Origin of the sequence: Streptomyces sp. NPDC012825, from assembly GCF_042900925.1 — a bacterium.
Taxonomy (GTDB): Bacteria; Actinomycetota; Actinomycetes; order Streptomycetales; family Streptomycetaceae; genus Streptomyces.
Map to the genome: position 1 here is coordinate 289,805 of NZ_JBIBBZ010000006.1, position 25,710 is coordinate 315,514.

Here is a 25,710-nt window from a genome sequence, read left to right on the forward strand (position 1 = left end):
GGCACGGCGAAGGCCCGGCTCCCCCGCTCCGGGGGCCGGGCCTTCCGCTTTCCCTCCCCGCGCCCCGGAGCACCCCGGGCACGACGAAGGGCCGGCCCCCGGTTTCCCGGGAGCCGGCCCTCGCAGCCTGCCGACGGCTACGCGCTCGTCGCGCGACCGCCCGCCGTCAGTTGTCGTCCTCGTCGATCAGGAAGCCCCGCATCGGCGCCGGAGCCTGCTGCATCGGCTGCGGTGCCTGCGGACGGACCGGAGCCATCGGCTGGGTCATCGCCGGGGACATCTGCTGCTGACCGCCGCCGTAGGACGGGGCGCCGCCCATGGACGGGCCGCCGCCCATCGTGCCGCCGCCGTAGGACGGGCCACCGGCACCGGCCGAGGCCATCGACGGGGCCGGCGGGAGGGAGGCCGCGGCCGGGGTTCGCGGCGGAGCCAGCGAGTCGTCCGCCTGGGTCTCCAGCTGACGCAGCTGCGACTCCAGGTACGACTTCAGGCGCGTGCGGTACTCGCGCTCGAAGCCCCGCAGGTCCTCGACCTTGCGCTCGAGGGTGGCGCGGGCGGACTCCAGGGACCCCATCGCGACGCGGTGCTTCTCCTGCGCGTCCCGCTCTAGGGCGTCGGCCTTGGCGCGGGCGTCCCGCTCCAGGCCCTCGGCGCGCGAACGCGCCTCGCCGACGATCTTGTTGGCCTCGGAACGGGCCTCCGCGATCGCCTGGTCGGCGGTCTGCTGGGCCAGCGACAGGACGCGCGCGGCGCTGTCGCCTCCGGGCGCCTGCGCGGGCGGCTGCTGCTGCATCTGCTGCGGGTGACCCATCGGGCCGCCCTGCATGGGGCCGCCCTGCATCGGACCGCCCTGCATCGGGCCGGGACCCATCGGTCCACCCTGCATGGGGCCACCCTGCATCGAGCCGGGGCCCATGGGCCCGCCCTGCATGGGGCCGCCCTGCATCGGGCCGGCGGGAAGCTGAGGAGCACCGGAAGGCAGCTGCGGCGGGCCCATCTGCGGCGGCTGCTGCTGGACCGGCGGACCGGATATGGCGGCGGGTACCGGAGCCCCGGGCCCGACGGGACGATCCTGCTGCTCCGGGGGCTTGCGCATGCTCTGCTGCTGCTGGTTCTGCGCGGCGGCGCGCGTCGCGGCGGCCAGCTTGGCGCGCAGGTCCTCGTTCTCGCGGAGCAGGCGGGTCAGCTCGGCTTCGACCTCGTCGAGGAAGGCATCGACCTCGTCCTCGTCATAGCCTTCTCGAAGGCGGACGGTCGTGAACTGCTTGTTCCGCACGTCCTCGGGAGTCAGCGGCATCTCTTCTTCACCTCTACGTAGTCGTCGGCAGTCGGCAAGACCGTATCGTCCACATTCACCTCGCGAAGCTGCTCACGAGGGAGATCAGGATGTAGACGATGATCATCAGAACGAAGAAGGACAGGTCGAGTGCCACGCCCCCGAGACGCAACGGCGGGATCAGCCGCCGCAGAAGCTTGAGCGGTGGATCGGTGACAGTGTAGGTGGCCTCAAGGACGACCACCATCGCCTTACCGGGTTGCCATGAACGGGCGAACTGGAAGACGTAGTCCATGACGAGCCGGACGATCAGGAGGACGAGGAAGCACATCAGCACGATGTAGACCACCTGTAGTGCGACGCCCATCCCGCGTTTCCCTCTCCCCTGGCTTGCGCTCTCGCTCGTCCCGGCCGCCCTCGCGACCGGTCCGTCCGGTTCCTGTGTTCTCAGCTCTGGTTGAAGAATCCGCCCTCTGCGATCCGGGCCTTGTCCTCCGCCGTGACATCGACGTTAGCAGGCGACAACAGGAACACCTTCTGCGTCACGCGCTCAATGCTGCCATGGAGTCCGAAGACGAGTCCGGCGGCAAAGTCGACAAGTCGCTTCGCGTCCGTGTCGTCCATCTCCGTGAGATTCATGATCACCGGGGTGCCCTCACGGAAGTGTTCCCCGATGGTACGGGCCTCGTTGTAGGTCCGGGGGTGCAGCGTGGTGATGCGGTAGGGCTCCCGCTCGGACACGACCTTGGGCATGATCACCGGTGCGTTCTTCTCCAGGCTCGGGCGTTCGGGTGTGATGGATGCCACGGGGGCAATTCGGGCCGGACGTCCGCTTTCGGCGAGTACAGGGACGGAACGGGCGACGGGCTCCCGGGGGGCCGGGGGCTTCACCACGCGCACCGGCTCCTCGTGTTCCACCTGTCGCGGGGGGACGTGACGCCGGTCGCGCTCGGGCTCCGGCTCCAGCTCGGGTTCGAAGTCGTCGTCGGGGTCGAAGCCCCGGCCGTCGTACCCATCGTCCTCCACGAGGCCGAGGTAGACCGCCATCTTGCGCATCGCGCCGGCCATTCTCCGATTCCTCCGCTCTGTGGTGGATCGGCCTCGTCACCAAGTGCCGGCGATCCACGGGTCGTCCCGCCGTTCTGCGGAATGACCATATTTTCTGCTGTGGTCCGACTTGCTTCGCGACGTTACCCGAGCTTCGGGCGGACTCCGAGTACCGCCGTACCGACGCGTACGTGTGTCGCCCCGGCGGCGACGGCCTCTTCGAGGTCTCCGCTCATCCCTGCCGAGACCATGTTCGCAGCCGGACGGGTCGCGCGCAGGGCAGTCGACAAATCCATCAGCCGGTCGAAGGCCGCGCGGGGCTCCCCGGCGTACGGACCGGCGAGCGGGGCGACCGTCATCAGACCGCCGAGCCGCAGTCCGGGGGCGGCGTCCACGGCCGCCGCCAACTCCTCGATCCCGTCCGGCGCCACACCGCCGCGGTCGCCCCGCTCGCCGGACTCCGCGTCGAGCGCGACCTGGATCAGGCAGTCGAGCGCGGTGCCCTTCCTCTCCGCCGCGGCGGAGAGGGCGGAGACGAGCTTCGGGCGGTCGACGGACTGCACCACATCGGCATAACCGGCCACGGACCTGACCTTGTTCGTCTGCAACTGGCCCACGAAGTGCCAGGTGAGGTCGAGATCGACACAGGCGGCCGCCTTGGGCGCGGCGTCCTGGTCCCGGTTCTCGGCGACGTGCCGAACGCCCAGGCCGTGGAGGATTCTCACGTCGCTCGCGGGGTAGGTCTTGGTCACCACGATCAGGGTGACCTCCTCGCGCGCGCGTCCCGCGGCGGCGCAGGCGGCCGTGATGCGCGCCTCCACCCGGGCCAGGTTCTCGGCGAGTTCCGCCGTGCGGTCCGTCATCAGCTCTTTCCTGCCGGGGATCCGGGGGCCGCGCCCCGGGAGGACTCGGCGTCCAGCCAGACATATCCCGCGAGTCGCCCCGTGGTGCGGTCGCGGCGGTACGAGTAGTGGTCGCGGGACTCCAGGGTGCAGACCCCGGCGTCCCCGACGTCCCCGACCCCGAGCCGGGCGAGCTGCGCGCGCACTCCGGCGGCGACGTCGACGGCGGGGGTCCCCCAGGAGGTCTCCGCGGCGGCGGCCGGCTCGACGGCGGCGACCTCGTCGCGCATCGCCTCCGGCACCTCGTAGCAGCGTCCGCAGACGGCGGGTCCGGTGCGGGCGACGATCCGGGCGGGGTCGGCGCCCAGGGCGGTCATGGCCTTCACCGCGGCCGGGACGACCCCGGCGACCATGCCGGGCCGTCCCGCGTGGGCGGCGGCCGCGACCCCGGCGACGGGGTCGGCGAGCAGGACCGGGACGCAGTCGGCGGTGAGGACGGCGAGGGCGAGCCCGCGCCGGGTGGTGACGAGGGCGTCGACGGACGGGATCTCCGCGTCCCCCCAGGGGCCTTCGACCTCGGCCACGTCCGCGCCGTGCACCTGGTTCATCCAGACCACCCGCGCCGGGTCGAGCCCGAGGGCCCCGGCGGCGAGCGACCTGTTGGCGAGCACGGCCCCCGGGTCGTCGCCCACCGCGCCGCCGAGGTTGAGCTCCTCGTACGGAACGGCGCTCACCCCGCCCCACCGGTCGGTGAAGGCGAAGTGCGCGCCGTTCGCGTCGAAGCGACGTCCTATCACTTCAGGAAGTCCGGGACGTCCAGCTCCTCGGCCTGGCTGTCCGCGTACGGACGGGCCGGGGGGACCACCGGCGGGGCCGGGGTCAGCGGGGCCTCGTTGACGACCGGGGCGGGCGGCTCGACCGGGGCGGGGGCCGGGTCCTCGCGCGGGGGCACCGTGCCGAGGCCGCCCAGCGGGCGGGAGGTCTCGGCGGGGCGGGGCGCCGGGGCGGGCTCCTCGCGCTTGGCGGAGACCGAGCCGATGATGTTGTCCCGGCGGGCCGGCGGCTGGCCGCCGTCGAAGCCGGCCGCGATGACGGTGACCCGGACCTCGTCGCCGAGGGCGTCGTCGATGACGGCGCCGAAGATGATGTTGGCCTCGGGGTGGGCGGCCTCGCTGACCAGCTGCGCGGCCTCGTTGATCTCGAAGAGGCCGAGGTCGCTGCCGCCGGAGATGGAGAGCAGGACGCCGCGGGCGCCGTCGATGGACGCCTCCAGGAGCGGCGAGGAGATCGCCATCTCCGCGGCGGCCACCGCGCGGTCGTCGCCGCGGGCGGAGCCGATGCCCATGAGGGCCGAACCGGCCTCGGACATGACCGACTTGACGTCGGCGAAGTCGAGGTTGATCAGACCCGGGGTCGTGATGAGGTCGGTGATGCCCTGGACACCGCTCAGGAGGACCTGGTCGGCCGACTTGAAGGCGTCGAGCACGGAGACCTGGCGGTCCGAGATCGACAGCAGCCGGTCGTTGGGGATGACGATGAGGGTGTCGACCTCTTCGCGGAGCTCGGCGATGCCGTCCTCCGCCTGGTTGGCCCGGCGGCGTCCCTCGAAGGTGAACGGCCGGGTGACCACACCGATCGTGAGGGCGCCGAGCGAGCGCGCGATGTTGGCGACGACGGGCGCGCCGCCGGTGCCGGTGCCGCCGCCCTCGCCGGCGGTGACGAAGACCATGTCGGCCCCCTTGAGGACCTCCTCGATCTCCTCGCGGTGGTCCTCTGCCGCCTTGCGACCGACGGCCGGGTTCGCCCCGGCGCCGAGGCCGCGGGTGAGTTCACGGCCGACGTCGAGCTTGACGTCGGCGTCGCTCATCAACAGCGCTTGCGCGTCGGTGTTGATCGCGATGAACTCGACGCCCTTGAGGCCGACCTCGATCATTCGGTTGATGGCATTGACACCACCGCCGCCGACACCGATGACCTTGATGACTGCGAGGTAGTTCTGCGGTGCTGCCACGTCGAAGGCCTCTCGCCTCGAGTTACGTGTCGCCACCGCGCGGTTGGCCGCGCTGCGACGACGGATGCCGATTGGGACGGTCCGAAACGCCGACCCAAACCCTAACGTTGAAGTTTAGGGTTACCAGCGTCTCTGTTCGCTGGACTCTTCCGAACAGGACACTAAGTCGACAAGTGGCGCACGTTCAACGAACACGCCGAACCTCCCGTTTTTCTTTTCACCCTATGTGATCACCCGTAGCGCTGGCCAACCAGGGTGCTGGCCAGCGGTGATGTGCGTCAACTCCCCGACGAGGCGGGCGCCGTGGGAGCACTTACGTCGAAGTGCCCCGCTTTGGGCGCGGCCTTCATGAGGGCGGTGAGGACCCGGGCCTTGGCGGGGCCGTGTTCGCCACTGCCCCAGAGGACGGTGCGGTCGCCGGTCAGTTCCAGGGTGACGGAGTCGTACGAGGTGACGCGGACGACACGGGTGTCCCGGGCGACCTCCGCCGGGAGTTCGCCCCGGACGCGGACCGCCTCCCGCAGCAGCCGGTCCGCGCCGAAGCGGCGGAGGCTCGGGGAGGAGGAGGCGTCGAGGACCAGCAGGGGAACGCCCCGGGGGGCGGTGGCGACGGTGGCGAACCGCACGCCGTTCATGTCCACTTCGGTAAACTTCCCCCCCTTCTCGACGAGCAGGGCCGGCTTCCGTTCCGTCACCTCGAGTCCGATGCCGTGCGGCCAGGACCGGACGACCTCGATCGACTCGATCCGGGGCAGCAGTTGCCGGGTCCGGGCCTCGATCGCGTCGGTGTCGACGGAGGCGAGCGGGGCGCCGACCGGGACGGCGGCGGCCTTCTCGACCTGGGCCGGGGTCAGGACCCGCGTGCCGGAAGTCTTCACATCTTCCACACGGAACCAGTCCGATCCGTAGAGCGCCCAGAGCACTCCGGCGGTGACCGCCACGAGACCGAGCCCGGAGAACAGGAGCCGGGGCGCGGGCGCCCGGAACCTTCGATTCCGGGCACCCGGCCGGGACGGACCGTCCGACGGGCCCCTCGACCCGCGTGCGCCGCTCTTCTCCGCGGTCGTCGGTGCGGTTGCCACCCGGCGCCTCCTGCCTTCCGTCCGGAGCGCCGCGCTACGCCTGGCGGCGGGCGGCGATCGCCTCGTACACCATGCCGACGAGCAGGTCGTCGGCGTCCCGGCGGCCGAACTCGGCGGCGGCGCGGGACATCTCGTACAACCGGTGCGGATCTGCCAGTACGGGCAGGACGTTGCCCTGCACCCACTGCGGCGTCAGCTCCGCGTCGTCGACGAGGAGCCCGCCGCCGGCCTTGACCACCGGCTGGGCGTTGAGCCGCTGTTCGCCGTTGCCGATGGGCAGCGGGACGTACGCGGCGGGCAGCCCGACGGCGGAGAGCTCGGCGACGGTCATCGCGCCCGCGCGGCAGAGCATCATGTCGGCCGCGGCGTACGCGAGATCCATCCGGTCCACGTACGGTACCGGTACGTACGGCGGCATACCGGGCATGTTGTCGACGCGCGGCATTTCGTTCTTCGGACCGACCGCGTGCAGGATCTGGATGCCGGAGCGCTGGAGCACCGGGGCGGCCTGCTGGACGACCTCGTTGAGGCGCCGGGCGCCCTGCGAGCCGCCCGAGACGAGCAGCGTCGGCAGGTTCGGGTCGAGCCCGAACGCGGCGCGCGCCTCGGGGCGCGTCCGGGCCCGGTCGAGGGTGGCGATGGTGTGCCGCAGCGGGATGCCGATGTAACGGGCGTTGCGGAGCTTGCTGTCCGGGGTGGCGACGGCGACCCCGGCCGCGTACCGCGAACCGATCTTGTTGGCCAGGCCGGGCCGGGCGTTGGCCTCGTGGACCACGATCGGCACCCCGAGCCGCTTGGCGGCCAGGTAGCCGGGCAGGGCCACGTAGCCGCCGAAGCCGACCACGCAGTCCGCCTTGGTGCGCTCCAGGACCTGCTCGGCCGCCTTGATCGTGCCGCGCAGCCGTCCGGGGACGGTGATCAGCTCGGGGGTGGGCTTGCGGGGCAGCGGTACGGCGGGGATGAGCGCCAGCTCGTAGCCCCGCTCGGGCACGAGCCGGGTCTCCAGGCCCTTCTCCGTGCCGAGCGCCGTGATCCCCACGCTGGGGTCCTGCCTGCGCAGGGCGTCCGCGAGGGCGAGCGCGGGCTCGATGTGGCCGGCGGTCCCCCCACCGGCGAGTACGACATGCACCGAAATTCACCGCTCTCCGGACGGGCGCTTCTTCACGCGCCGTCGCATCGACTTCCATCTCTTCCCGACCCGCTTGCCCCAGCCGGGGCGACGCATGGCCAGGGCCGCCCTCGCGGCGGGTTCCTGTCGCGCGAAGGCGATGAGGAGCCCGACGGCGAACATGGTCGGCAGCAGGGCCGACCCTCCGTAGGAGAACAGCGGGAGCGGGACACCGGCGATCGGCAGCAGGCCGAGCACCGCACCGATGTTGATCACGGCCTGCGCCGTGATCCAGGTGGTCACACCTCCCGCGGCGAACCTCACGAAGGGGTCCTCCGTGCCTCCGGCCACGCGGATACCCGCATAGCCTAGAGCCGCGAACAGGGCGAGTACCGACAGCGTCCCCGCCAGGCCCAGTTCCTCACCGGTGACCGCGAAGATGAAGTCGGTGTGCGCCTCCGGCAGTTGGCCCCATTTCTCCACACTCGCACCGAGCCCGGATCCGAACCATCCGCCCGACGCCAGAGCATAGATTCCGTGCGCGGCCTGGAGGCAGGGGGCTCCCTCGCCGCCCGGGTCGGACGCGCCGATGCACTGGAAGCGCTTCATGCGGTTGGCGCTTGTCTTGATCAGCAGCATGCCGATCGCGCCGGCGACGGTGAGCACCCCGACGAAGAGCCGGGTGGGCGCCCCGGCCGTCCAGAGCAGGCCGAAGAGGATCGCGGCGAGGACGATCGAGGTGCCCATGTCGCCGCCGAGCATGATCAGTCCGAGCAGCATGAAGGCGCCCGGGACCAGCGGCACCAGCATGTGCTTCCACTGGGTCAGGAGCCGCATGTCCTGCTTGCGGGCGAGCAGGTCGGCGCCCCACAGGATCAGCGCCAGCTTGCCGAACTCGCTGGGCTGGAGCTGGAAGGGGCCGCCGAGGGAGATCCAGTTCTGGTTGCCGTTGACCGAGTGCCCTATCCCGGGGATCTGCACGAGGACCATCAGGAAGACCGCGCCGACCAGGATCGGGTAGGCCAGCGCCCGGTGCAGCCTCACCGGCATCCGGGAGGCGGCCAGGAGCAGTCCGGTGCCGAGGAGCGCGGCGAGGAACTGCTTCCGGAAGAAGTAGGACGGCACCAGGTCGTAGGTGAGCGCGGTGATCATCGAGGCGGAGTAGACCATCACGAGCCCGAGGCCGGTGATGAGCATTCCCGCGCCGATGATCACGTAGTACGCCGTGAGGGGGCGGTCCCAGGCCTTCCTGGCCCGCTCGTGGAGCCCCCGCACGCCTCCGCCGCGCGTCCGCCGCGGGGTCGCGGGAGGCCGCCCCCCGCCGCGTGCGGCGGAGGGCCGGCGCGTCCCGGCGGTCTTGCTCGGCATGGTCGCCGTCCCCTCCGGTCGTGTCCGGTGCGGCCGGACCCTCCCACTGGTCGGGTCAGGCGTCCCCGGCGGCGGCGAGGGCGCGGACCGCGTCCGCGAAGGCCTCGCCGCGCTTGTTGTAGTCGGTGAACATGTCCATCGAGGCACAGGCCGGGGCGAGCAGGACCGTGTCCCCGGGGCGGGCGAGCCGGGCCGCCTCGCGGACCGCCTCGGACATCGCACCAGTGTCGGTCCGGTCGAGGTCGACCACCGGGACCTCCGGGGCGTGTCGCGCCAGGGCTTCGCGGATCAGGGCCCGGTCGGCGCCGATCAGGACGGCCCCGCGCAGCCGCTTCGCGGACTTCTGGACCAGCTCGTCGAAGGTCGCGCCCTTGGCGAGGCCGCCGGCGATCCAGACGATCGGGTCGTAGGCCGCCAACGAGGCTTCCGCGGCGTGGGTGTTGGTGGCCTTGGAGTCGTCGACGTAGGTGACTCCCCCGACCTCCTCGACCGGTTCGATGCGGTGCGGGTCGGGCCGGAAGGCCCTGAGGCCGTCCCGTACGGCCTTGGCGTCGACGCCGAAGGCGCGGGCCAGGGCGGCGGCGGCGAGGGCGTTGGCGATGTTGTGCGGGGCCGGGGGCCGCACGTCGGCGACCTCGGCCAGCTCCTGGGCGTTCTCCCGCCGGTTCTCGACGAAGGCCCGGTCGACGAGGAGGCCCTCGACGACGCCCAGTTCGGAGGGGCCGGGGGTGCCGAGGGTGAAGCCGATCGCCCGGCAGCCCTCCTCGACGTCGGCCTCGCGGACCAGGTCCTCGGTCGCCCTGTCGGCGGCGTTGTAGACGCAGGCGACCCGGTTGCCCTCGTAGATCCGGCCCTTGTCGGCGGCGTACGCCTCCATGGAGCCGTGCCAGTCGAGGTGGTCGGGCGCCAGGTTGAGGACGGCGGCCGAGTGGACGCGGACGGAGGGCGCCCAGTGGAGCTGGTAGCTGGAGAGTTCGACGGCGAGCACGTCGTACTCCCGGTCGCCGAGGACGGCGTCGAGGAGGGAGACGCCGATGTTGCCGACGGCGGCGGTCCGCAGGCCGGCCGCCTCCAGGATCGAGGCGAGCATCCGCACGGTCGTGGTCTTGCCGTTGGTGCCGGTGACCGCGAGCCAGGGCGCGGCTCCGGGGCCCCGGAGCCGCCAGGCCAGTTCGACGTCGCCCCAGACCTCCACACCCGCCTCGGCGGCGGCCGCGAAGAGGGGCTTGTCGGGGCGCCAGCCGGGGGCGGTGACGATCAGCTCGGTGCCGGTCGGCAGGGTGTCGCCGTCGCCGAGGCGGACGGTGACGCCCTCGGCCTCCAGCGCGGCGGCCTGGGCCCGGGAGCGCTCGTCGTCGCCGTCGTTGACGACGGTCACGCGCGCGCCGAGGCCGTGCAGGACGCGGGCGGCCGGGATGCCGGAGACGCCGAGTCCCGCGACGGTGACCCGCTTGCCGTTCCAGTCGAGCCGCTCTGTCACTTGTCCGCTGCCCATCCCGCGTAGAAGAGGCCCAGGCCCACGATGACGCACATGCCCTGGATGATCCAGAACCGGACGACGACCAGGACCTCGGACCACCCCTTGAGTTCGAAGTGGTGCTGGAGGGGGGCCATCCGGAAGACGCGCTTGCCGGTCATCTTGAACGAGCCGACCTGGATGACCACGGACATCGTGATCAGCACGAACAGGCCGCCGAGCAGCGCGAGGAGGAGCTCCGTGCGGGAGCAGATGGCGAGGCCGGCGAGGGCGCCGCCGAGGGCGAGCGAGCCGGTGTCGCCCATGAAGATCTTGGCGGGCGAGGTGTTCCACCACAGGAAGCCGAAGCAGGCTCCCATGAGGGCGGAGGCCACGACCGCGAGGTCCAGCGGGTCGCGGACCTCGAAGCAGGCGTTCGGGTTGGTGAGGGTCAGCGCGTTGGCACAGGACTCCTGGAACTGCCAGAGCCCGATGAAGGTGTACGCGCCGAAGACCATCACGGAGGCCCCGGTGGCCAGGCCGTCCAGACCGTCCGTCAGGTTCACGCCGTTGGACATGGCCAGGATCATGAAGAGCGCCCAGACCACGAAGAGCACCGGGCCGATGGTCCAGCCGAAGTCCGTGATGAAGGAGAGCTTCTCGGAGGCCGGGGTGAGTCCCCGCGAGTCGGAGAACTGGAGCGCGAGCACCGCGAAGGCGATGCCCACGATCAGCTGTCCGGCCATCTTCGCCTTCGCCCGCAGACCGAGCGACCGCTGCTTGACGATCTTGATGTAGTCGTCGAGGAAGCCGACCAGGCCCATGCCCGCCATCAGGAAGAGGACGAGCACGCCGGAGTACGAGACGGGTTCGCCGGTGATGACCTTGGCCAGCGCGTACGCGATGAGCGTGGCCAGGATGAAGGAGATGCCGCCCATGGTGGGCGTGCCCTTCTTCCCGGCGTGGCCGCGCGGGCCGTCGTCCCGGATGAACTGCCCGTACCCCTTGCGCGCGAGCAGCTTGATGAGCAGCGGGGTGCCGATCAGGGTCAGGAAGAGCCCGATGGCCCCCGCGAAGAGGATCTGCCTCATCGGCCGGCGACCTCGCCCTCGGTGTCGAGGAGAGCCAGGGCGACCCGTTCGAGACCGACCGACCTGGAAGCCTTCACAAGGACGACGTCCCCCGGGCGCAGCTCACTGCGCAACAGGTCGACCGCCGCCTGCGCGTCGGACACGTGCACCGACTCCTCACCCCACGAACCCTCGTTATATGCGCCCAGTTGCAGCCAGGACGCTTCCCTGTCCCCGACCGCCACGAGCTTGCTGACGTTGAGCCGGACGGCGAGCCGTCCGACCGCGTCGTGCTCGGCGAGCGATGCGTCCCCGAGCTCGGCCATCTTGCCGAGCACCGCCCACGTACGGGCCCCCCGGGCCTGTGCGGCCCGGCCCATGGACGCGAGCGCGCGCAGGGCGGCCCGCATGGACTCGGGGTTCGCGTTGTAGGCGTCGTTGACGATCGTCACGCCGTCCGGACGCTCGGTGACCTCCATGCGCCAGCGCGACAGGGAGCCGGCCTCGGAGAGCGCGGTGGCGATCTCTTCGACAGGCATGCCCAGCTCGTGCGCGACGGCGGCCGCGGCGAGCGCGTTCGACACGTGGTGCTCACCGTACAGGCGCAAGGTCACGTCGCTGCACCCGGTGGGTGTGTGAAGGCGGAAAGAGGGCCTCCCGACCTCGGTGAGGTGGACGTTCTCGGCACGTACGGCCGCTTCGTCCGCTTCTCCGAAGAGGAGCACGCGGGCCTTGGTGCGGTCGGCCATCGCGCGTACGAGGGGGTCGTCGGCGTTGAGGACCGCCACTCCCCCCTCGGCCTCGGTGGGGAGCGACTCGACCATCTCGCCCTTCGCCAGGGCGATCTGCTCCCGGCCGCCGAACTCGCCGATGTGGGCGGAGCCCACGTTGAGGACGAGGCCGATGCGGGGCGGGGTGAGGGTGGTGAGGTAGCGGATGTGGCCGATTCCGCGCGCGCCCATCTCCAGGACCAGGTGCCGGGTCTCGTCGGTCGCACGGAGCGCCGTGAGGGGCAGGCCGATCTCGTTGTTGAGCGAGCCGGGCGTCCACACGGTGGGGGCGTGCTTCTCCAGGACCTGGGCGATCAGGTCCTTGGTGGAGGTCTTGCCCGCCGAGCCGGTGAGGGCGACGACGTCGGTGCCGAGGCGTTCGACGACCGCGCGGGCGAGGGCCCCGAGGGCGGTCTGGACGTCGTCCACGACGATCGCGGGCACGCCGACGGGGCGGGTGGCGAGCACGGCCGTCGCACCCGCCTCGACGGCGCGTGCCGCGTAGTCGTGGCCGTCGACGCGCTCACCGGCGAAGGCCGCGAAGAGGCTGCCGGCCCGCACCTCGCGGGAGTCGATGACGACGGGCCCGGTGATCCGGGCGGCCGGATCCGGTATGTCGTGCGCCTGCCCGCCGACGATTTCGGCGATCTCGGCGAGGGAGAGGGCGATCACTGCTTCATCCCTGACTGTTCTGGTGACTGGCTTCGGCACTGCTGCTCGACGGGGCGGTCCGGTTCTGCTGTCCGAGGATCGCGGCGCGCAGGACCTCGCGGTCGTCGAAGGGGCGGACGGCCCCGGCGATCTCCTGGCCCTGTTCGTGTCCCTTGCCCGCGACCAGGACGGTGTCGCCCGGCCGGGCGCGGGCGACGGCCGCGCCGATCGCGGCGGCGCGGTCGGCGAGGACGAGCACCTCGCCGCGCTCTCCGGCGGGGACCCCGGCGGCGCCCGTGAGCATGGCGGTGAGGATGGCGAGGGGGTCCTCGGAGCGGGGGTTGTCCGAGGTGAGGACGGCGGTGTCGGCGAGCCGGGCGGCGGCGGCGCCCATCGGGCCGCGCTTGGTGACGTCCCGGTCGCCGCCGCAGCCGATGACCACGTGCAGCCGGCCCTCGGTGACCTCGCGCAGGGAGCGCAGGACCGATTCGACGGCGTCCGTCTTGTGCGCGTAGTCGACGACCGCGAGGTACGGCTGGCCCGCGTCGACGCGCTCCAGGCGTCCGGGGACGCCGGGGACGGCGGCGACGCCCTCGGCGGCGGCCTTCGGGTCGAGGCCGGCGACGGCGAGGACGGCGATCGCGGCGAGGGTGTTGGCGACGTTGAACGGGCCGGGCAGCGGGGCGGCGGCGGGAATCCGCTCGCCCCCGGGGCCGACGGCGGTGAACGTCGAGTCGTGGGAGCCCAGGACGAGGTCCTCGGCGCGCCAGTCGGCGTCGGTGCGGCCCTCGGCGGAGAAGGTGACGACCGGGACGCCGGCCTCCTTCGCCAGCCTGCGGCCGTACGCGTCGTCGAGGTTGACCACGCCCAGGCGGCTGCGCTCGGGCGTGAAGAGCCCGGCCTTGGCCTGGAAGTAGTCCTCCATGTCGGAGTGGAACTCCATGTGCTCCGGGCTGAGGTTGTTGAAGACGGCGACGTCGAAGACGCAGCCGTCGACCCGGCCGAGCACGAGGGCGTGGCTGGAGACCTCCATGGCGACGGCCTCGACGCCCCGCTCGCGCATGACGGCGAAGAGGGCCTGGAGGTCGGTGGCCTCGGGGGTGGTGCGCTCGGACTTGATGCGCTCGTCGCCGATCCGCATCTCGACGGTGCCGACGAGTCCGGTCCGCCGTCCGGCGCCGCGCAGGCCGCCCTCGACCAGGTAGGCGGTGGTGGTCTTGCCGGAGGTGCCGGTGATGCCGATCTTCAGCAGGTCGGCGCCGGGCCGTCCGTAGATCTCGGCGGCGAGTTCGCCCATCCGGCCGCGCGGGTCCTCGACGACCAGGACCGGCAGTCCGGTGGCGGCGGCGCGTTCGGCGCCCGCCGGGTCGGTGAGGATCGCGGCGGCGCCGAGTCCGGCGGCCTGGTCGACGAAGTCGGCGCCGTGGGCGCGGGCGCCGGGCAGGGCGGCGTACACGTCCCCGGGGCGCACGGCCCGGGAGTCGTGGGTGATGCCCGAGATCTCGGCGTCGCCCGGGGTGTCGGTCCCCAGGTGCGCGGCCAGGTCGCCCAGGGGTGTCGGGCGGACCCGCTCCGGCCGTGGCGGGGTGGTTCGGTACTGATCAGCGTGTGGCACGGCGGTGAGCGTACCGGGCCCACCCTGTGGGGGGCCAAAAGAGGCCGGGGCCTCGCCGGAGTTCGATTTCCGGTTCCCGGAATGGGGGGTGATCGTTGTCACTGGTGCTCCCGGAGTGTCACGGGGTGGGGTCGAAGACGACCGGCAGTCGGGCGGGGCCGCTGCCCGTGGGGGCGATGTGGAGGGTCTTGAGGGCGAACTCCATGACCTTCTTGTAGATGGGGCCGCAGATCTGGCCGCCGAAGTAGCTTCCCCTGGTGGGGTTCTGGATGGCGCAGTAGACGGTGACCCTCGGCGCGTCGGCGGGGGCGAAGCCGGCGAAGGAGGCGGTGTAGCCCTTGTAGCGGCCGAGTTCGGGGTCGACCCGGTTGGCGGTGCCGGTCTTGCCGGCGACGCGGTAGCCGGGGATCGCGGCGCGGGTGCCGGTGCCCTCCTGGTCGTCGACGACGGACTCCAGCATGGTGGCGAGGGTCTTGGCGGTCTTCTCGCTGACGACCCGCGCCTCCTCGGGCCGGGGGGTCGGGGTGAAGCGCCCGTCGGGTCCCTTGGTGCCGCGCACGAGGGTGGGGGCGACCCGTACGCCTCCGTTGGCGATGGTCGAGTACACGGAGGCGGCCTGCATGGCGTTGAGGGAGAGGCCCTGGCCGAAGGGGATCGTGTACTGCTGCGAGGTGGACCAGTCCCCGGGCCTGGCGAGGATGCCGGAGGTCTCCCCGGGGTAGCCGAGGCCGGTGGGGCCGCCGATGCCGAACCTGCGCAGGTAGGAGTGGAGCACCTTGTTCGACTCGGCCTGGGTGGCGCCGAGCCGGCCGGTGGCGAGGATGGTGCCGATGTTGCTGGACTTGGCGAGGACGCCGTTGAGCGTCAGGTACCAGGTCGGGTGGTCGATGTCGTCCTTGAAGAGCCGGTCGCCGCGGTGGAGCCGGTTGGGGACGGTGACGTGGGTGTCGGGGGCGGCCTTGCCCTCCTCCAGGACGGCGGCCATGGACATGACCTTGCTGGTGGAGCCGGGTTCGTAGGCGTCCTGGAGGGCGGCGTTGCCCATGGAGGCGGCGTTGGCGGCGGAGAGGTCGTTGGGGTCGAAGCCGGGGGCGTTGGCCATGGCGAGGACCTCGCCGGTGCGGGTGTCCTGCACGATGACGTAGCCGCGGTCGGCCTTGGACTTCTCCACCTGCTCGGTGATGGCCTGCTGGGCGGCCCACTGGATGTCCCGGTCGATGGTCAGCTCGATGTTCGAGCCGGGGACGGCGGGGGTGCCCTGGGAGCCGGCGGTGGGCACCTGGCGGCCTCCGGACTGGGTGAAGCGGATCTTGCCGTCCTTGCCGGCGAGCTGCGGGTCGAGCATGGACTCCAGGCCGCCGGCGCCCCGGCCCTCGGCGTTGACGTAGCCCAGTATCCCGGCGGCGAGTTCGCCGTTCGGGTAGACGCGCCTGGTGCTGGGCTCGCTGAGGACGCCGCCGAGGAGGTTGATCCCGTTGCCCCCGGCGGAAGCCTGGGCCTTCTGCCCGTAGACCTTCTTGAGGTCCTTGATCTGGTTCCACACCTGCGGGGTCTGCTTGCGGGCGAGCAGGGTGTAGCGGGACTTGGGGGTGCGGAGCTTCCTGGCGAGCTCGGCGGGCTGCTTGCCGAGGATCGGGGCGAGGAGGGCGGCCGCCTGCTCGGGGGCGTCCGCGACCTTGCTCTCCTCGGGGGTGAAGAGCTTGGGGTCGGCGGTGATGTCGTACGCGTCGACGCTGGCGGCGAGCGCGATGCCGTTGCGGTCGGTGATCTCGCCGCGCTCGGCGGAGAGCGTGTACTCCTGGAATCGGTACCGGTCGGCCTTGGCCGCGTACGCGTCGGCGTCCACGGCCTGGACCTGGAGCAGCCGGACGACGAAGACCAGCATGACGAGGGTCAGGCCGAGGGAGACCAGGCGCAGCCGGGGCCGGGGGTTGCCGAGCTTGATGGTGCGGGGCCGGCGGGCCGGGGGCCGGGGCGCGGTCCGCCCGGCCCTGGCCGCCGGGCGCGGTGCGGGCCGGGCCGTGCGGGCGCCGCCGGAGGCCGCCGGGGCGGGCCGGGGGCGGGCGGGCCGGGCGGGGCCGGGGACGCGGCGGCGCGGGGGCTCCTTGGGGGGCACTGCTCGGTCACCTGCCGGAGGTCGTCGGAGCGGTTGCTGGGGACGCGGGCGCGGTCCGCGCCGGGTCGGTGCCGGTTCCGGTGCCCGCGGGGTCCGCGCCGGCGCCGGCCGCGCCCGGGTCCGCCGACGGGTCCGTCGGGGCCGGGGTCGGGTCCGGGGAGGGGGCGGCGGAGGGACGGCCGAGGACCTTGCCGTCGGGGCCTAGGAAGGCGGGGCTGCCGCCCGGGACCATGCCGAGTTCGCGGGCCCGCCGCTCCAGGGCGTCGGGGGCCGCGTAGTCGTCCACGTCCCGCTGGAGCGCCTGCTCCTCGTCGGTGAGCTCGGTGGTCTCGTTCTTCAGCTCGTTCAGCTTGAAGGAGCCCTGGTTGAGCGCCGAGTTCAGCAGGAGCAGGCTGATCAGGCCGCCGCCGAGCAGCACGACGACGAGCAGGACGAAGGGGGTGCGGGCGGCCGTGCTGGGCCCGGACGGCATGAGCAGCCCGAGCCGCGCGGCCCGCCCTTTGAGGGGCCCCTTCGCCGTGTTCACAGGACGTCTTCCCGGATGCGCTCGACGCCCCGCAGCCGGGCCGGGGCGGCACGCCGGTTCTCGGCGACCTCCTCCTCCGTGGGCAGCTCGGCACCGCGGGTGAGCAGCTTCAGGCGGGGCTGGTACTTCTCGGGGACGACCGGCAGGCCGGGCGGGGCGGTGGTGGCCGCGCCGGCCGCGAAGACCTGCTTGACGATCCGGTCCTCCAGGGACTGGTACGACAGGACGGCGATCCGGCCGCCGACGGCGAGGGCCTTCACGGCCGCCGGGATCGCCCTCTCGACGCTGTCGAGCTCGTGGTTGACCTCGATGCGCAGGGCCTGGAAGGTGCGCTTGGCCGGGTTGCCGCCGGTGCGCTTGGCGGCCTGGGGCAGGGCGTCGCGGATGAGCTCGACGAGCCGGGCGCTGGTGGTGAAGGGCTCCCTCTCGCGCTCGCGCACGATCGCGGAGACGATCCGCTTGGCCTGCTTCTCCTCGCCGTACGCGCGCAGGATGCGGACCAGTTCGCCGGCCGGGTAGGTGTTGAGGACCTCGGCCGCGCCGATGCCGGTCGACTGGTCCATGCGCATGTCGAGCGGGGCGTCCTGGGCGTAGGCGAAGCCGCGGTCGGCCTCGTCCAGCTGCATGGAGGAGACGCCCAGGTCGAACAGGACGCCGTCCACCCGCGGGATGCCGAGCCGGTCGAGGACCTCGGGCAGCTCGTCGTACACCGCGTGGACGAGGGTGGCCCGCTCGCCGTGGGGGGCGAGCCGTTCGCCGGAGAGCCGCAGGGCCTCCTTGTCCCGGTCGAGTGCGACGAGGCGCACCTCGGGGAACCTCTTCAGCAGGGCCTCGCTGTGGCCGCCGAGCCCCAGGGTGCAGTCGACGACGACCGCGCCGGGGCGCTCCAGGGCGGGGGCCAACATGTCCAGGCACCGCTGGAGCATCACCGGGACGTGTCGGTCGTTGCTCAATGCGCCCTCTCAGAACGAACGCGGGGCACGTACCGCCGGGTCCCCGCCCGCTCGCCGGGGAGAAGCGGTCGTCCGGCGCCGGAAGGGCGTGTCGGCCGACCGGCGAGCGGGAGGAGGCCGAGCCGTGGGTACCGCCGCGCACACGGGGGAGAAACCGCGGAAATCGCTCGTTGTCTCCGTGAACTCCGCGTCACTTTAGTCCACGGGACCCGCCGGTCAATCAACCCGCTGGCGCGTCGCACGGCCCCGGCGGTTCCGCGGAACATTCCGGACGGCTCACTCGTTCGGGGTGCGGCTCTCCCTCCCGCGGGTCAGCTCGCGACGAGGCGCGTTGACGCTCCCCCTCCCCCGCGCGGCGGATCGCGGGGGCCCGCGCCGCGGATCCCCGGGGGCCCGCGCCGCCGGCCGGGCTTAACGGTCGAAACTCCGGCATTTCCTCCGTACTTGTCGGCAGCCGAGTGACACGACCCGGCCGCGCCAACAACAATGCCCGGGTGGACACCCCCCGAACATTCCGCCGGGGGCAGGTGTCCGTGTGTTCCGGAAGGCCGAGGAGGGCCGGGTGACGACCTATGACGATCGAGCGAGCCTCACTGATCTGACCGCCACTGTGGAGCGCGTCCGCAGATCGGTGGAGAGTGTGATCGAGGGCAAGCCCGAGGTCGTACGCCTTTCGCTGACCGTGCTGCTCGCCGAGGGGCACCTCCTCATCGAGGACGTGCCCGGCGTCGGCAAGACCATGCTGGCCAAGACCCTGGCCCGGTCCATCGACTGCTCGGTGCGCCGCATCCAGTTCACCCCGGACCTGCTGCCCTCGGACGTCACGGGCGTGTCGATCTTCGACCAGCAGCGCCGGGAGTTCGAGTTCAAGCCGGGCGCGATCTTCGCCCAGATCGTGATCGGCGACGAGATCAACCGCGCCTCGCCGAAGACCCAGTCCGCGCTCCTGGAGTCCATGGAGGAGCGGCAGGTCACCATCGACGGGCAGACGTACGAGCTGCCCAGCCCGTTCATGGTCGTGGCCACCCAGAACCCGGTCGAGATGGAGGGCACCTACCCGCTGCCCGAGGCCCAGCGCGACCGCTTCATGGCCCGGGTCTCCATCGGCTACCCGAGCGCCGAGGCCGAGTTCCAGATGCTCGACGTGCACGGCGCGGTCAATCCGCTGGACGACCTCCAGCCGGTCGCGCACGCCCACGACGTCCTGAAGCTGATCGAGGCGGTGCGCGCGGTGCACGTCGCCGACGCCGTGCGCCGGTACGCGGTCGACCTCGTCGCCGCCACCCGCACCCACCCCGACCTGCGGCTCGGCGCCTCCCCGCGGGCCACGCTCCACCTGCTGCGGGCCGCGCGGGCCTCCGCCGCGCTCAGCGGCCGCGAGTACGTCCTGCCCGACGACCTCCAGGCCCTCGCCGCGCCCGTCCTCGCCCACCGGCTGCTGCCGACGGCGCAGGCCCAGCTGAACCGCCGCACCGCCGAGCAGGTCGTCCACGACATCCTGCAGCGCACCCCCGTACCGGCCGCGGCCCCGCCCGCCGGACCGCTCTACGGCCAGCAGCCCGGCGCCCGGCGGCTGTGATGACGAGCGCCGCCGTGCCGGACGGGCAGCCGGGCGACGACGGCCGGGGCGGGCTGCGGACCGCCCTGAGCGGCCTCACCACCCGCGGCCGGTCCTTCCTCGCCGCCGGGGTGGCCGCCGCCGTCTGCGCCTACGTCCTCGGCCAGGCCGACCTGCTGCGCGTCGGGCTGCTGCTCGCCGTCCTGCCGCTGATCTGCGTCCTCGTGCTGCACCGGACCCGCTACCGGGTCGCCACCTCGCGCCTGCTCACCCCGCAGCGGGTGGAGACGGGCACCGAGGCCCGGGTCCGGCTGCGGATGGAGAACGTCTCCAAGCTGCCCACCGGGCTGCTCATGCTCCAGGACCACGTGCCGTACATGCTGGGGTCCCGCCCCCGTTTCGTCCTCGACCGGGTCGAGGCGGGCGGGCGGCGCGAGGTGTCCTACCGGGTCCGCTCGGACCTGCGCGGCCGCTTCCCGCTCGGGCCGCTCCAGCTGCGGCTGAGCGACCCCTTCGGGATGTGCGAGCTGACCCGTTCCTTCAGCGCGTACGACGACCTGACCGTCGTGCCCAGGACCGAGGTCCTGCCGCCGACCGGGCTCTTCGGCGAGACCGCCGGATACGGCGAGGGGCGGCAGCGCACGCTCGCCCTCGCCGGCGACGACGACGTGATCCCCCGCGCCTACCGCCACGGCGACGACCTGCGCCGGGTGCACTGGCGCTCCACCGCCCGCTACGGGGAGCTGATGGTCCGCCGCGAGGAGCAGCCGCAGCGCGCCCGCTGCACCGTCCTCCTCGACACCCGCGAGGTCGCCTACCGGGGGACGGGCCCCGACTCCGCCTTCGAGTGGGCGGTCTCCGGCACCGCCTCCGCGCTCGTCCACATGCTGGAGCGCGGCTACACGGTCCGGCTGCTCACCGACACCGGCAGCGCGGTCCCCGGCGAGGGCTCCGAGGGCTTCGGCGGCTCGGTGCAGGACCCGGCGGACTCGGCCGGTCTGATGATGGACACCCTCGCGGTCGTCGACCACTCCGAGGGGGCGGGGCTCTCGCGCGCCTCCGACGTGCTGCGGACCGGCGGCGACGGGCTGCTCGTCGCCTTCCTCGGCGACCTGGACGAGGAGCAGGCCGCGCTCGTCGCCCGGATGCGCGGGCGCGCCGGCGCGGCCGTCGCCTTCGTCCTGGACTCCGGCGCCTGGCTGACCGGCGGTTCGGTCTCCGGGGCGGTCGAGGACCGGGTGCGGCAGTTGCGCGAGGCGGGCTGGACGGCGCTCGCCGTGCCGCCCGGGGCGCGGCTCGCCGATCTGTGGCAGCAGGCGGCCGGCGTCCGCGCGGAGGCCGCCGCCGACACCCCCTACGGAGGATGGTCATGAGCGGGCGCGCACGGCTGACGCTGGCCTCCTGGGCCGCCACCCTGATGGCGGCCGGGGCCCTGCTCCCGCTGGTCAGGCCGGCGACCTGGATCTTCACGGCGGCCTTCGTGCTCGCCCTGGTGAGCGGGGCGGGCACGCTGGTCCGGCGGGCGGCGCCGTCCCGGCCGCTGACCCTGCTCGCCCAGGGCGTGGTCGCGCTGCTCGCGCTGACCGCGATCTTCGCGCGCGAGCAGGCGGTCCTCTGGTTCCTCCCGGGGCCGCGGGCGGTGACGCACGCCGCCGAGCTGCTCCGGGCGGGCGCCGAGGACGTGGGCCGGTACGCGGTTCCCGCGCCGGACACCGAGGGCATCCGGCTCATGCTGGTCGGCGGCGTGGTCGTGATCGGGCTCCTGGTGGACGCCCTCGCGGTCACCTTCCGCAGGGCGGCCCCGGCCGGTCTGCCGCTGCTCGCCCTGTACTCGGTGGCGGCCGGGCTCTCCGGCGGCGGCGCGGGCCGGCTCTGGTTCGTCCTGGCCGGCGCCGGCTATCTGCTGCTGCTCCTCGCCGAGGGCCGGGACCGGCTCTCCCAGTGGGGGCGGGTCTTCGGCGGCGCCCGGCGCACCGGCCGGCCCGGCAGCGCCGCGGGCGGCGGCGGCCAGGCCTTCGCCCCGGTCCGCACCGGACGCCGGATCGGGGCCGTGGCCATGGGGGTCGCGCTCGTGGTGCCGTTCGCGCTGCCCGGTCTGAGCGGCGGTCTCCTCCTGAACGGCGGGGGCGGCGGGGGGTCCGGGGGCACCGGCACGGGCGGCCGGATCTCCGCCGTGAACCCGCTGGTCTCCCTCCAGAACAACCTGCGCCAGCAGGAGGACCGGGAGGTCCTGCGCTACCGGACCAACGCCCAGGACATCAGCGGCATGTACCTGCGGCTCGTCGCGCTCGACCGGTTCGACGGCCTGTCGTGGAAGTCCTCGGTCCGCCCGGTCGAGGACGTGCCGGAGCGGCTGCCGTGGCCGGAGGGGCTCGCGCAGGACGTCCGGGTGACCGAGGTGACCGGCAACTTCGTCGCCTCGGAGAACTACGAGCAGAAGTGGCTGCCCATGCCGTACCCGGCCTCCCGGGTCGACGTCGGGGGCAACTGGCGGTACGAGCCGGCCGGCCGGATGCTGGTCGGCGACGACAAGCAGACCACCCGGGGCGTCCGCTACCAGGTGGCCGGCCTGGAGGTGCGGCCGACGGCGGAGCAGCTGGCCGCCGCCGGGGCCGCCCCGGAGAAGCTGCGCCGCGAGTACACCGAGGTGCCCCCGTCGCTGCCGGCCGACGTGAAGGCGACGGCCCTGAAGGTCACCGGCGACGCGCGCAACGACTACGAGCGGGCCGTGAAGCTCCAGGACTGGTTCGCCCGGGAGGGCGGCTTCCGCTACGACGTGGAGGTGGAGTCCGGCACGGGGGCGCAGGCCGTCTCCCGCTTCCTGAAGGACAAGGAGGGCTTCTGCATCCACTTCTCCTTCTCGATGGCGGCGATGGCCCGCACGCTCGGCATCCCGGCCCGGGTGGCCGTGGGCTTCATGCCGGGCACGCCCCAGAGCGACGGGTCGGTGTCGGTCGGCATCCGGGACGCGCACGCGTGGCCGGAGCTGTACTTCGAGGGGGCGGGCTGGACGCGGTTCGAGCCGACCCCGCAGCGGGGCTCCACCCCCTCCTACGCCCGGGAGACCACGCCCTCGGGCTCGGCCACCGGGCCCGCGCAGCCGCAGCAGAGCGCCTCGGCGCAGCCGTCCGTCGCGCCGAGCGCCTCGGAGGACTGCACGCCGCAGATGCGCAGGCTCGGTGACTGCGGCCCGCAGACGGCGGCGGCCGGGGCGGCCCCGGACGACTCCGGTCCGGACCCGGTGGACACGACCCTGATCGTCCTGGGCGCGGTCGCGGTCCTGGCCCTGCCGCTGCTTCCGCTGTTCTGGCGGATCCGGACCCGCGCCCGGCGGCTCGGGGCGGCCGGGTCGCGGGACCCGGAGGTGACGGCCGTGCCCTCCGGGGCGGCGCCCGCGGAGGAGCGCTCCGGCCGGGTCTCGGCGCGGGGCGCCGGGGGGACGGCGGCGCGGACGCTCGCGGTCTGGCGGGAGATCAACGACACGGCCTGGGACTACGGGGTCGAGCCGGACGAGTCGCAGACGCCCCGGCGCGCGGCGGCGCGAATCGTGCGCCTGGGCGAGCTGCGGGGCGGGTCCGCCGACGCGGTGCACCGGGTGGCGCGGGCGGTGGAGGAGGTGCTGTACGCACCCCGGCCGCAGCCGGTCGCGGGCCTGGCCGAGGAGGCCGGGCGGGTCCGGGCGGGCTTCCACGCGGGCGCGAACCGTCGCACCCGGCTGCGCGCCCTGCTCGCTCCCCGCTCGGCGGTCCGGGTCCGCTGGGCGGCCTCGGCCCGCTGGGCGGAGGGGACGGCCCGCTGGGCGGACCGCCGCGACGCCCTGACGGCCCGCTTCCGCCGGACCCAGCACGGGGCGGGCTGAGGAAGCCGGCCGGGGGAGGGGGCGAGGTCCGGAGGGGCCTCTCCCCCTGGTCCGGAGGGGCCTCTCCCCCTGGTCCGGAGGGGCCTCTCCCCCTGGTACGAAGGAGCCTCGCTCCCGGGTCTGGTGGGGCCCCCCTGGTCCCGGTACGCGAACGAGCGGGCCCGGGACACGAACGAGCCCCACAGGGCCGCTGCGCTCGGGAGCGCGGCTCTGCGGGGCTCGGTCCGTCGGAGGGGGCGGGGCTTCCGCTCAGGGGGCCGTCAGTGGCCGCCGCCCTGTTCGTCACGGCGGCGCTGCCACCGCTCTTCGATCCGGTTCATCATGGGGCGTCGCTGCCGGGTCTGGCGGCCGCCGGCCGCCGGTCCACCCGCAGTCTGCTGCTCGCCCGGCTTCGGCGCCTTGCGCCATCCGGTGACCGCCAGGACCGCGCAGCCCAGCATGACGAGGAATCCCACCACGCTGATCCAGATCTGCTGTGCGACCATTCCGGCCATGAGGAGCGCGATACCCACCAGGAAGCCGGCGACTGCCTGGTAAACCCGTCGCCGGGTGTACGTGCGCAGTCCGCTTCCCTCGAGCGCTGTCGCGAACTTGGGGTCTTCGGCGTACAGCGCTCGCTCCATCTGCTCGAGCATTCGCTGCTCGTGCTCCGAGAGCGGCACGGAGTCCTCCTAGTCGTCGGCCGCGGGGGCGACCGGTTTGCGGCCCTTTCAGGATAGGCAGGGAATCGCCCCCGTGAAACCCGCCCACAATGCCGAATAGCCAATCCGGGCCGCCATGCGGATCGGTTGCTGAGGTGTTGGTTCCCCGGGCCCCCGTCCGTCATGCCGGATGGTGTCCCCCGATCATACGGGGCCGAGCCCCGCACCGGGCGTGCTGTGGCGCACTCCATGGGGCGCCGGGGTCCGGACCGCCGAACGGGTGGGCTCCGGGGGTCAGGCCCGCTTCTCGCCGAGGACGTGCAGCTGGGTGGCGACGGCGTGGAAGGAGGGCAGCTCCGCGGCGGCCGCCTCCAGACGGAGGAGGGCCTCGGCCGCGCCCGGCTCGGTGTCGACGAGGACGCCGGGGACGAGGTCGGCGAAGACCCGGACGCCGTGCACGGCGCCGACCTCCAGGCCGGCTTCGTCGGCCAGCTCGGCGAGCTGGTCGGCGGTGAAGCGGCGGGGCACCGGGTCGCCCGCGCCCCAGCGGCCGGCCGGGTCGGTGAGCGCGTGCCGGGCCTCGGTGAAGTGCCCGGCGAGGGCGCGGGCCAGGACGGCGCCGCCGACCCCGGCGGCGAGCAGGCTGAGGCTGCCGCCGGGCCGGAGCGCGGCGACCGCGTTGCGCACGCCCTCGGCGGGGTCGTCGACGTACTCCAGGACGCCGTGGCAGAGCACGGCGTCGTACCCCTCGCGCCCGACCACGTCGAAGAGGCCCCGGACGTCGCCCTGGACACCGGTGACGAGGTCGGCGACGCCGGCCTCGGCGGCCCGGCGCTCCAGCGCGAAGAGCGCGTTGGGGCTGGGGTCGACGACGGTGACCCGGTGGCCGAGGCGGGCCGCCGGCACCGCGAAGTTCCCGGAGCCGCCGCCCGTGTCGAGGACGTCGAGACCGTCTTTCCCGGTGGCCTCGACCCGGCGGTCCAGGGCGTCCTTGAGGACGTCCCAGACGACGGCGGTGCGCAGGGAGGCGCGCGACGGGCGGGAGGTCGCCTCTCGACCGAAGGCGGGGGAAGGGTCCGGCACGGCTGTTGACTCCTCGGTGACGGGTACGGACCTCCCCACCCTATGGCCTCGGTCCCGCCTTTCGGATCATCCTCCCGCGTCGTCGCTCCCGGGGCCGCGGGGCAGCACCGGCTGGAGGGTGAGCAGCCGCTCGACCAGACGGGAGAAGTGCGCGGCTTCCCTGAGGAGGTCGTCGGCCTCCCTGGGGGTGACGGCGCTCGTGATGCCCGCCTCGGCGCGGGCCCTGCGCGGTGCGCCGGCGGCGAAGTGGGCGCTCCACTCGGCCAGCTCGGGCGCCAGCTCGGCGAGCAGCTCCCAGGCGGTCCGTATCCGCTCCCGGCGGCGGGGGGCGGGGTCGGGCGCGCCCCGGGCGGCGAGCACGGCGGCCGCGGCGCGCAGGGCGGCGAGGTGGGCGGTGGCGTACCGCTCGTGGGGGCGGTCGAGGACGGCGGCCTCGGCGAGTCCGGCGCGGGACTTGGCGAGGAGGTCGAGGGCGGCGGGCGGGGCGGCGGTGCGGCGGGAGACGGGGTGGATGTCGGACGCGGGTCCGGAGTGCACGGGGACGTGGTGGCGCCTGGGTGCGGCTGCTGCGGATGGACGTGCCATGACGAAGCCTCCTGTCGTCGCGTGACGGCGCTGTGGCCGTATGTGTCCATCGTGCCCACTCCCACTGACAATCACGCTGACCTGCCGTTTTGC

At 73.4% G+C, this 25,710-nt stretch carries 22 protein-coding genes; 3 read left to right on the plus strand and 19 right to left on the minus strand.

Going from position 1 to position 25,710, the window contains the following annotated elements; translation table 11 throughout:
* Positions 1-166: 166 nt before the first annotated feature.
* The 16 genes from ACFY7E_RS16860 to rsmH form a co-directional block, all read right to left on the minus strand.
* Positions 167-1,297, minus strand: coding sequence for a DivIVA domain-containing protein (locus tag ACFY7E_RS16860; RefSeq protein ID WP_389485460.1), 1,131 nt, complete (start codon positions 1,295-1,297; stop codon positions 167-169).
* A 55-nt stretch (positions 1,298-1,352) separates the two neighbouring features.
* Positions 1,353-1,643 carry a YggT family protein gene (locus tag ACFY7E_RS16865; RefSeq protein WP_360801912.1) on the minus strand — a complete coding sequence of 97 codons (291 nt, stop codon included), beginning with the start codon at positions 1,641-1,643 and terminating at the stop codon, positions 1,353-1,355.
* A gap of 80 nt (positions 1,644-1,723) precedes the next feature.
* Positions 1,724-2,344, minus strand: a complete 621-nt coding sequence (locus ACFY7E_RS16870; RefSeq protein WP_389485463.1) for a cell division protein SepF — start codon at positions 2,342-2,344, stop codon at positions 1,724-1,726.
* A gap of 122 nt (positions 2,345-2,466) precedes the next feature.
* On the minus strand, positions 2,467-3,186 hold the full coding sequence (locus tag ACFY7E_RS16875) for a YggS family pyridoxal phosphate-dependent enzyme (RefSeq protein ID WP_389485466.1): 720 nt from the start codon (positions 3,184-3,186) through the stop codon (positions 2,467-2,469).
* Positions 3,186-3,962, minus strand: coding sequence for a peptidoglycan editing factor PgeF (gene pgeF, locus ACFY7E_RS16880; protein WP_383443518.1), 777 nt, complete (start codon positions 3,960-3,962; stop codon positions 3,186-3,188). The genes ACFY7E_RS16875 and pgeF overlap by 1 nt, the downstream gene beginning before the upstream one ends.
* Positions 3,959-5,176, minus strand: coding sequence for a cell division protein FtsZ (ftsZ, locus tag ACFY7E_RS16885; RefSeq protein WP_383443521.1), 1,218 nt, complete (start codon positions 5,174-5,176; stop codon positions 3,959-3,961). The genes pgeF and ftsZ overlap by 4 nt, the downstream gene beginning before the upstream one ends.
* Positions 5,177-5,454: 278 nt before the next feature.
* Positions 5,455-6,258, minus strand: coding sequence for a cell division protein FtsQ/DivIB (locus ACFY7E_RS16890; protein WP_389485469.1), 804 nt, complete (start codon positions 6,256-6,258; stop codon positions 5,455-5,457).
* Between the two features lie 34 nt (positions 6,259-6,292).
* A complete protein-coding gene (murG, locus tag ACFY7E_RS16895) occupies positions 6,293-7,387 on the minus strand; it encodes an undecaprenyldiphospho-muramoylpentapeptide beta-N-acetylglucosaminyltransferase (protein ID WP_389485472.1) in 1,095 nt (364 codons plus the stop codon).
* A gap of 6 nt (positions 7,388-7,393) precedes the next feature.
* On the minus strand, positions 7,394-8,734 hold the full coding sequence (ftsW, locus tag ACFY7E_RS16900) for a putative lipid II flippase FtsW (protein WP_389485474.1): 1,341 nt from the start codon (positions 8,732-8,734) through the stop codon (positions 7,394-7,396).
* Between the two features lie 55 nt (positions 8,735-8,789).
* Positions 8,790-10,229, minus strand: coding sequence for a UDP-N-acetylmuramoyl-L-alanine--D-glutamate ligase (gene murD / locus ACFY7E_RS16905; RefSeq protein ID WP_389485477.1), 1,440 nt, complete (start codon positions 10,227-10,229; stop codon positions 8,790-8,792).
* Positions 10,211-11,281: a phospho-N-acetylmuramoyl-pentapeptide-transferase gene (mraY, locus tag ACFY7E_RS16910; protein WP_062756489.1), complete on the minus strand. Its 1,071-nt coding sequence runs from the start codon at positions 11,279-11,281 to the stop codon at positions 10,211-10,213. Before mraY ends, murD begins: the two co-directional genes overlap by 19 nt.
* Positions 11,278-12,702, minus strand: coding sequence for a UDP-N-acetylmuramoyl-tripeptide--D-alanyl-D-alanine ligase (gene murF / locus ACFY7E_RS16915; RefSeq protein WP_389485479.1), 1,425 nt, complete (start codon positions 12,700-12,702; stop codon positions 11,278-11,280). Before murF ends, mraY begins: the two co-directional genes overlap by 4 nt.
* A gap of 4 nt (positions 12,703-12,706) precedes the next feature.
* Positions 12,707-14,398: a UDP-N-acetylmuramoyl-L-alanyl-D-glutamate--2,6-diaminopimelate ligase gene (locus ACFY7E_RS16920; RefSeq protein ID WP_389485482.1), complete on the minus strand. Its 1,692-nt coding sequence runs from the start codon at positions 14,396-14,398 to the stop codon at positions 12,707-12,709.
* 16 nt (positions 14,399-14,414) lie between these two features.
* A complete protein-coding gene (locus ACFY7E_RS16925; protein WP_389485484.1) occupies positions 14,415-16,412 on the minus strand; it encodes a peptidoglycan D,D-transpeptidase FtsI family protein in 1,998 nt (665 codons plus the stop codon).
* Positions 16,413-16,419: 7 nt separating this feature from the next.
* Entirely contained in the window at positions 16,420-16,938 is a 519-nt protein-coding gene (locus ACFY7E_RS16930) for a septum formation initiator family protein (RefSeq protein ID WP_389485487.1), read from the minus strand.
* Positions 16,935-17,891 (minus strand): 16S rRNA (cytosine(1402)-N(4))-methyltransferase RsmH, encoded by a 957-nt coding sequence (rsmH, locus tag ACFY7E_RS16935; RefSeq protein ID WP_389485490.1) that lies wholly within the window; start codon positions 17,889-17,891, stop codon positions 16,935-16,937. The genes ACFY7E_RS16930 and rsmH overlap by 4 nt, the downstream gene beginning before the upstream one ends.
* 562 nt (positions 17,892-18,453) lie before the next feature.
* Between rsmH and ACFY7E_RS16940 the strand changes: the two genes are divergently transcribed.
* Genes ACFY7E_RS16940 through ACFY7E_RS16950 form a run of 3 tightly spaced genes read left to right on the plus strand, consistent with a single transcriptional unit; the run spans position 18,454 to position 23,308 of the window.
* Entirely contained in the window at positions 18,454-19,470 is a 1,017-nt protein-coding gene (locus ACFY7E_RS16940; protein WP_389485492.1) for an AAA family ATPase, read from the plus strand.
* Positions 19,470-20,822 carry a DUF58 domain-containing protein gene (locus ACFY7E_RS16945; protein ID WP_389485494.1) on the plus strand — a complete coding sequence of 451 codons (1,353 nt, stop codon included), beginning with the start codon at positions 19,470-19,472 and terminating at the stop codon, positions 20,820-20,822. The genes ACFY7E_RS16940 and ACFY7E_RS16945 overlap by 1 nt, the downstream gene beginning before the upstream one ends.
* Entirely contained in the window at positions 20,819-23,308 is a 2,490-nt protein-coding gene (locus tag ACFY7E_RS16950) for a transglutaminaseTgpA domain-containing protein (protein ID WP_389485497.1), read from the plus strand. Before ACFY7E_RS16945 ends, ACFY7E_RS16950 begins: the two co-directional genes overlap by 4 nt.
* 260 nt (positions 23,309-23,568) lie before the next feature.
* Here ACFY7E_RS16950 and ACFY7E_RS16955 read toward each other — a convergent pair whose 3' ends face one another.
* The 3 genes from ACFY7E_RS16955 to ACFY7E_RS16965 all read right to left on the minus strand — a co-directional run bounded on the left by ACFY7E_RS16955 (position 23,569) and on the right by ACFY7E_RS16965 (position 25,617).
* A complete protein-coding gene (locus ACFY7E_RS16955; RefSeq protein WP_383442826.1) occupies positions 23,569-23,970 on the minus strand; it encodes a DUF3040 domain-containing protein in 402 nt (133 codons plus the stop codon).
* Between the two features lie 273 nt (positions 23,971-24,243).
* A complete protein-coding gene (locus tag ACFY7E_RS16960) occupies positions 24,244-25,032 on the minus strand; it encodes a class I SAM-dependent methyltransferase (protein WP_383442829.1) in 789 nt (262 codons plus the stop codon).
* A 66-nt stretch (positions 25,033-25,098) separates the two neighbouring features.
* Complete coding sequence (locus tag ACFY7E_RS16965) at positions 25,099-25,617, minus strand: SAV_6107 family HEPN domain-containing protein (protein WP_389485499.1); 519 nt, start codon at positions 25,615-25,617, stop codon at positions 25,099-25,101.
* Positions 25,618-25,710: the final 93 nt, after the last annotated feature.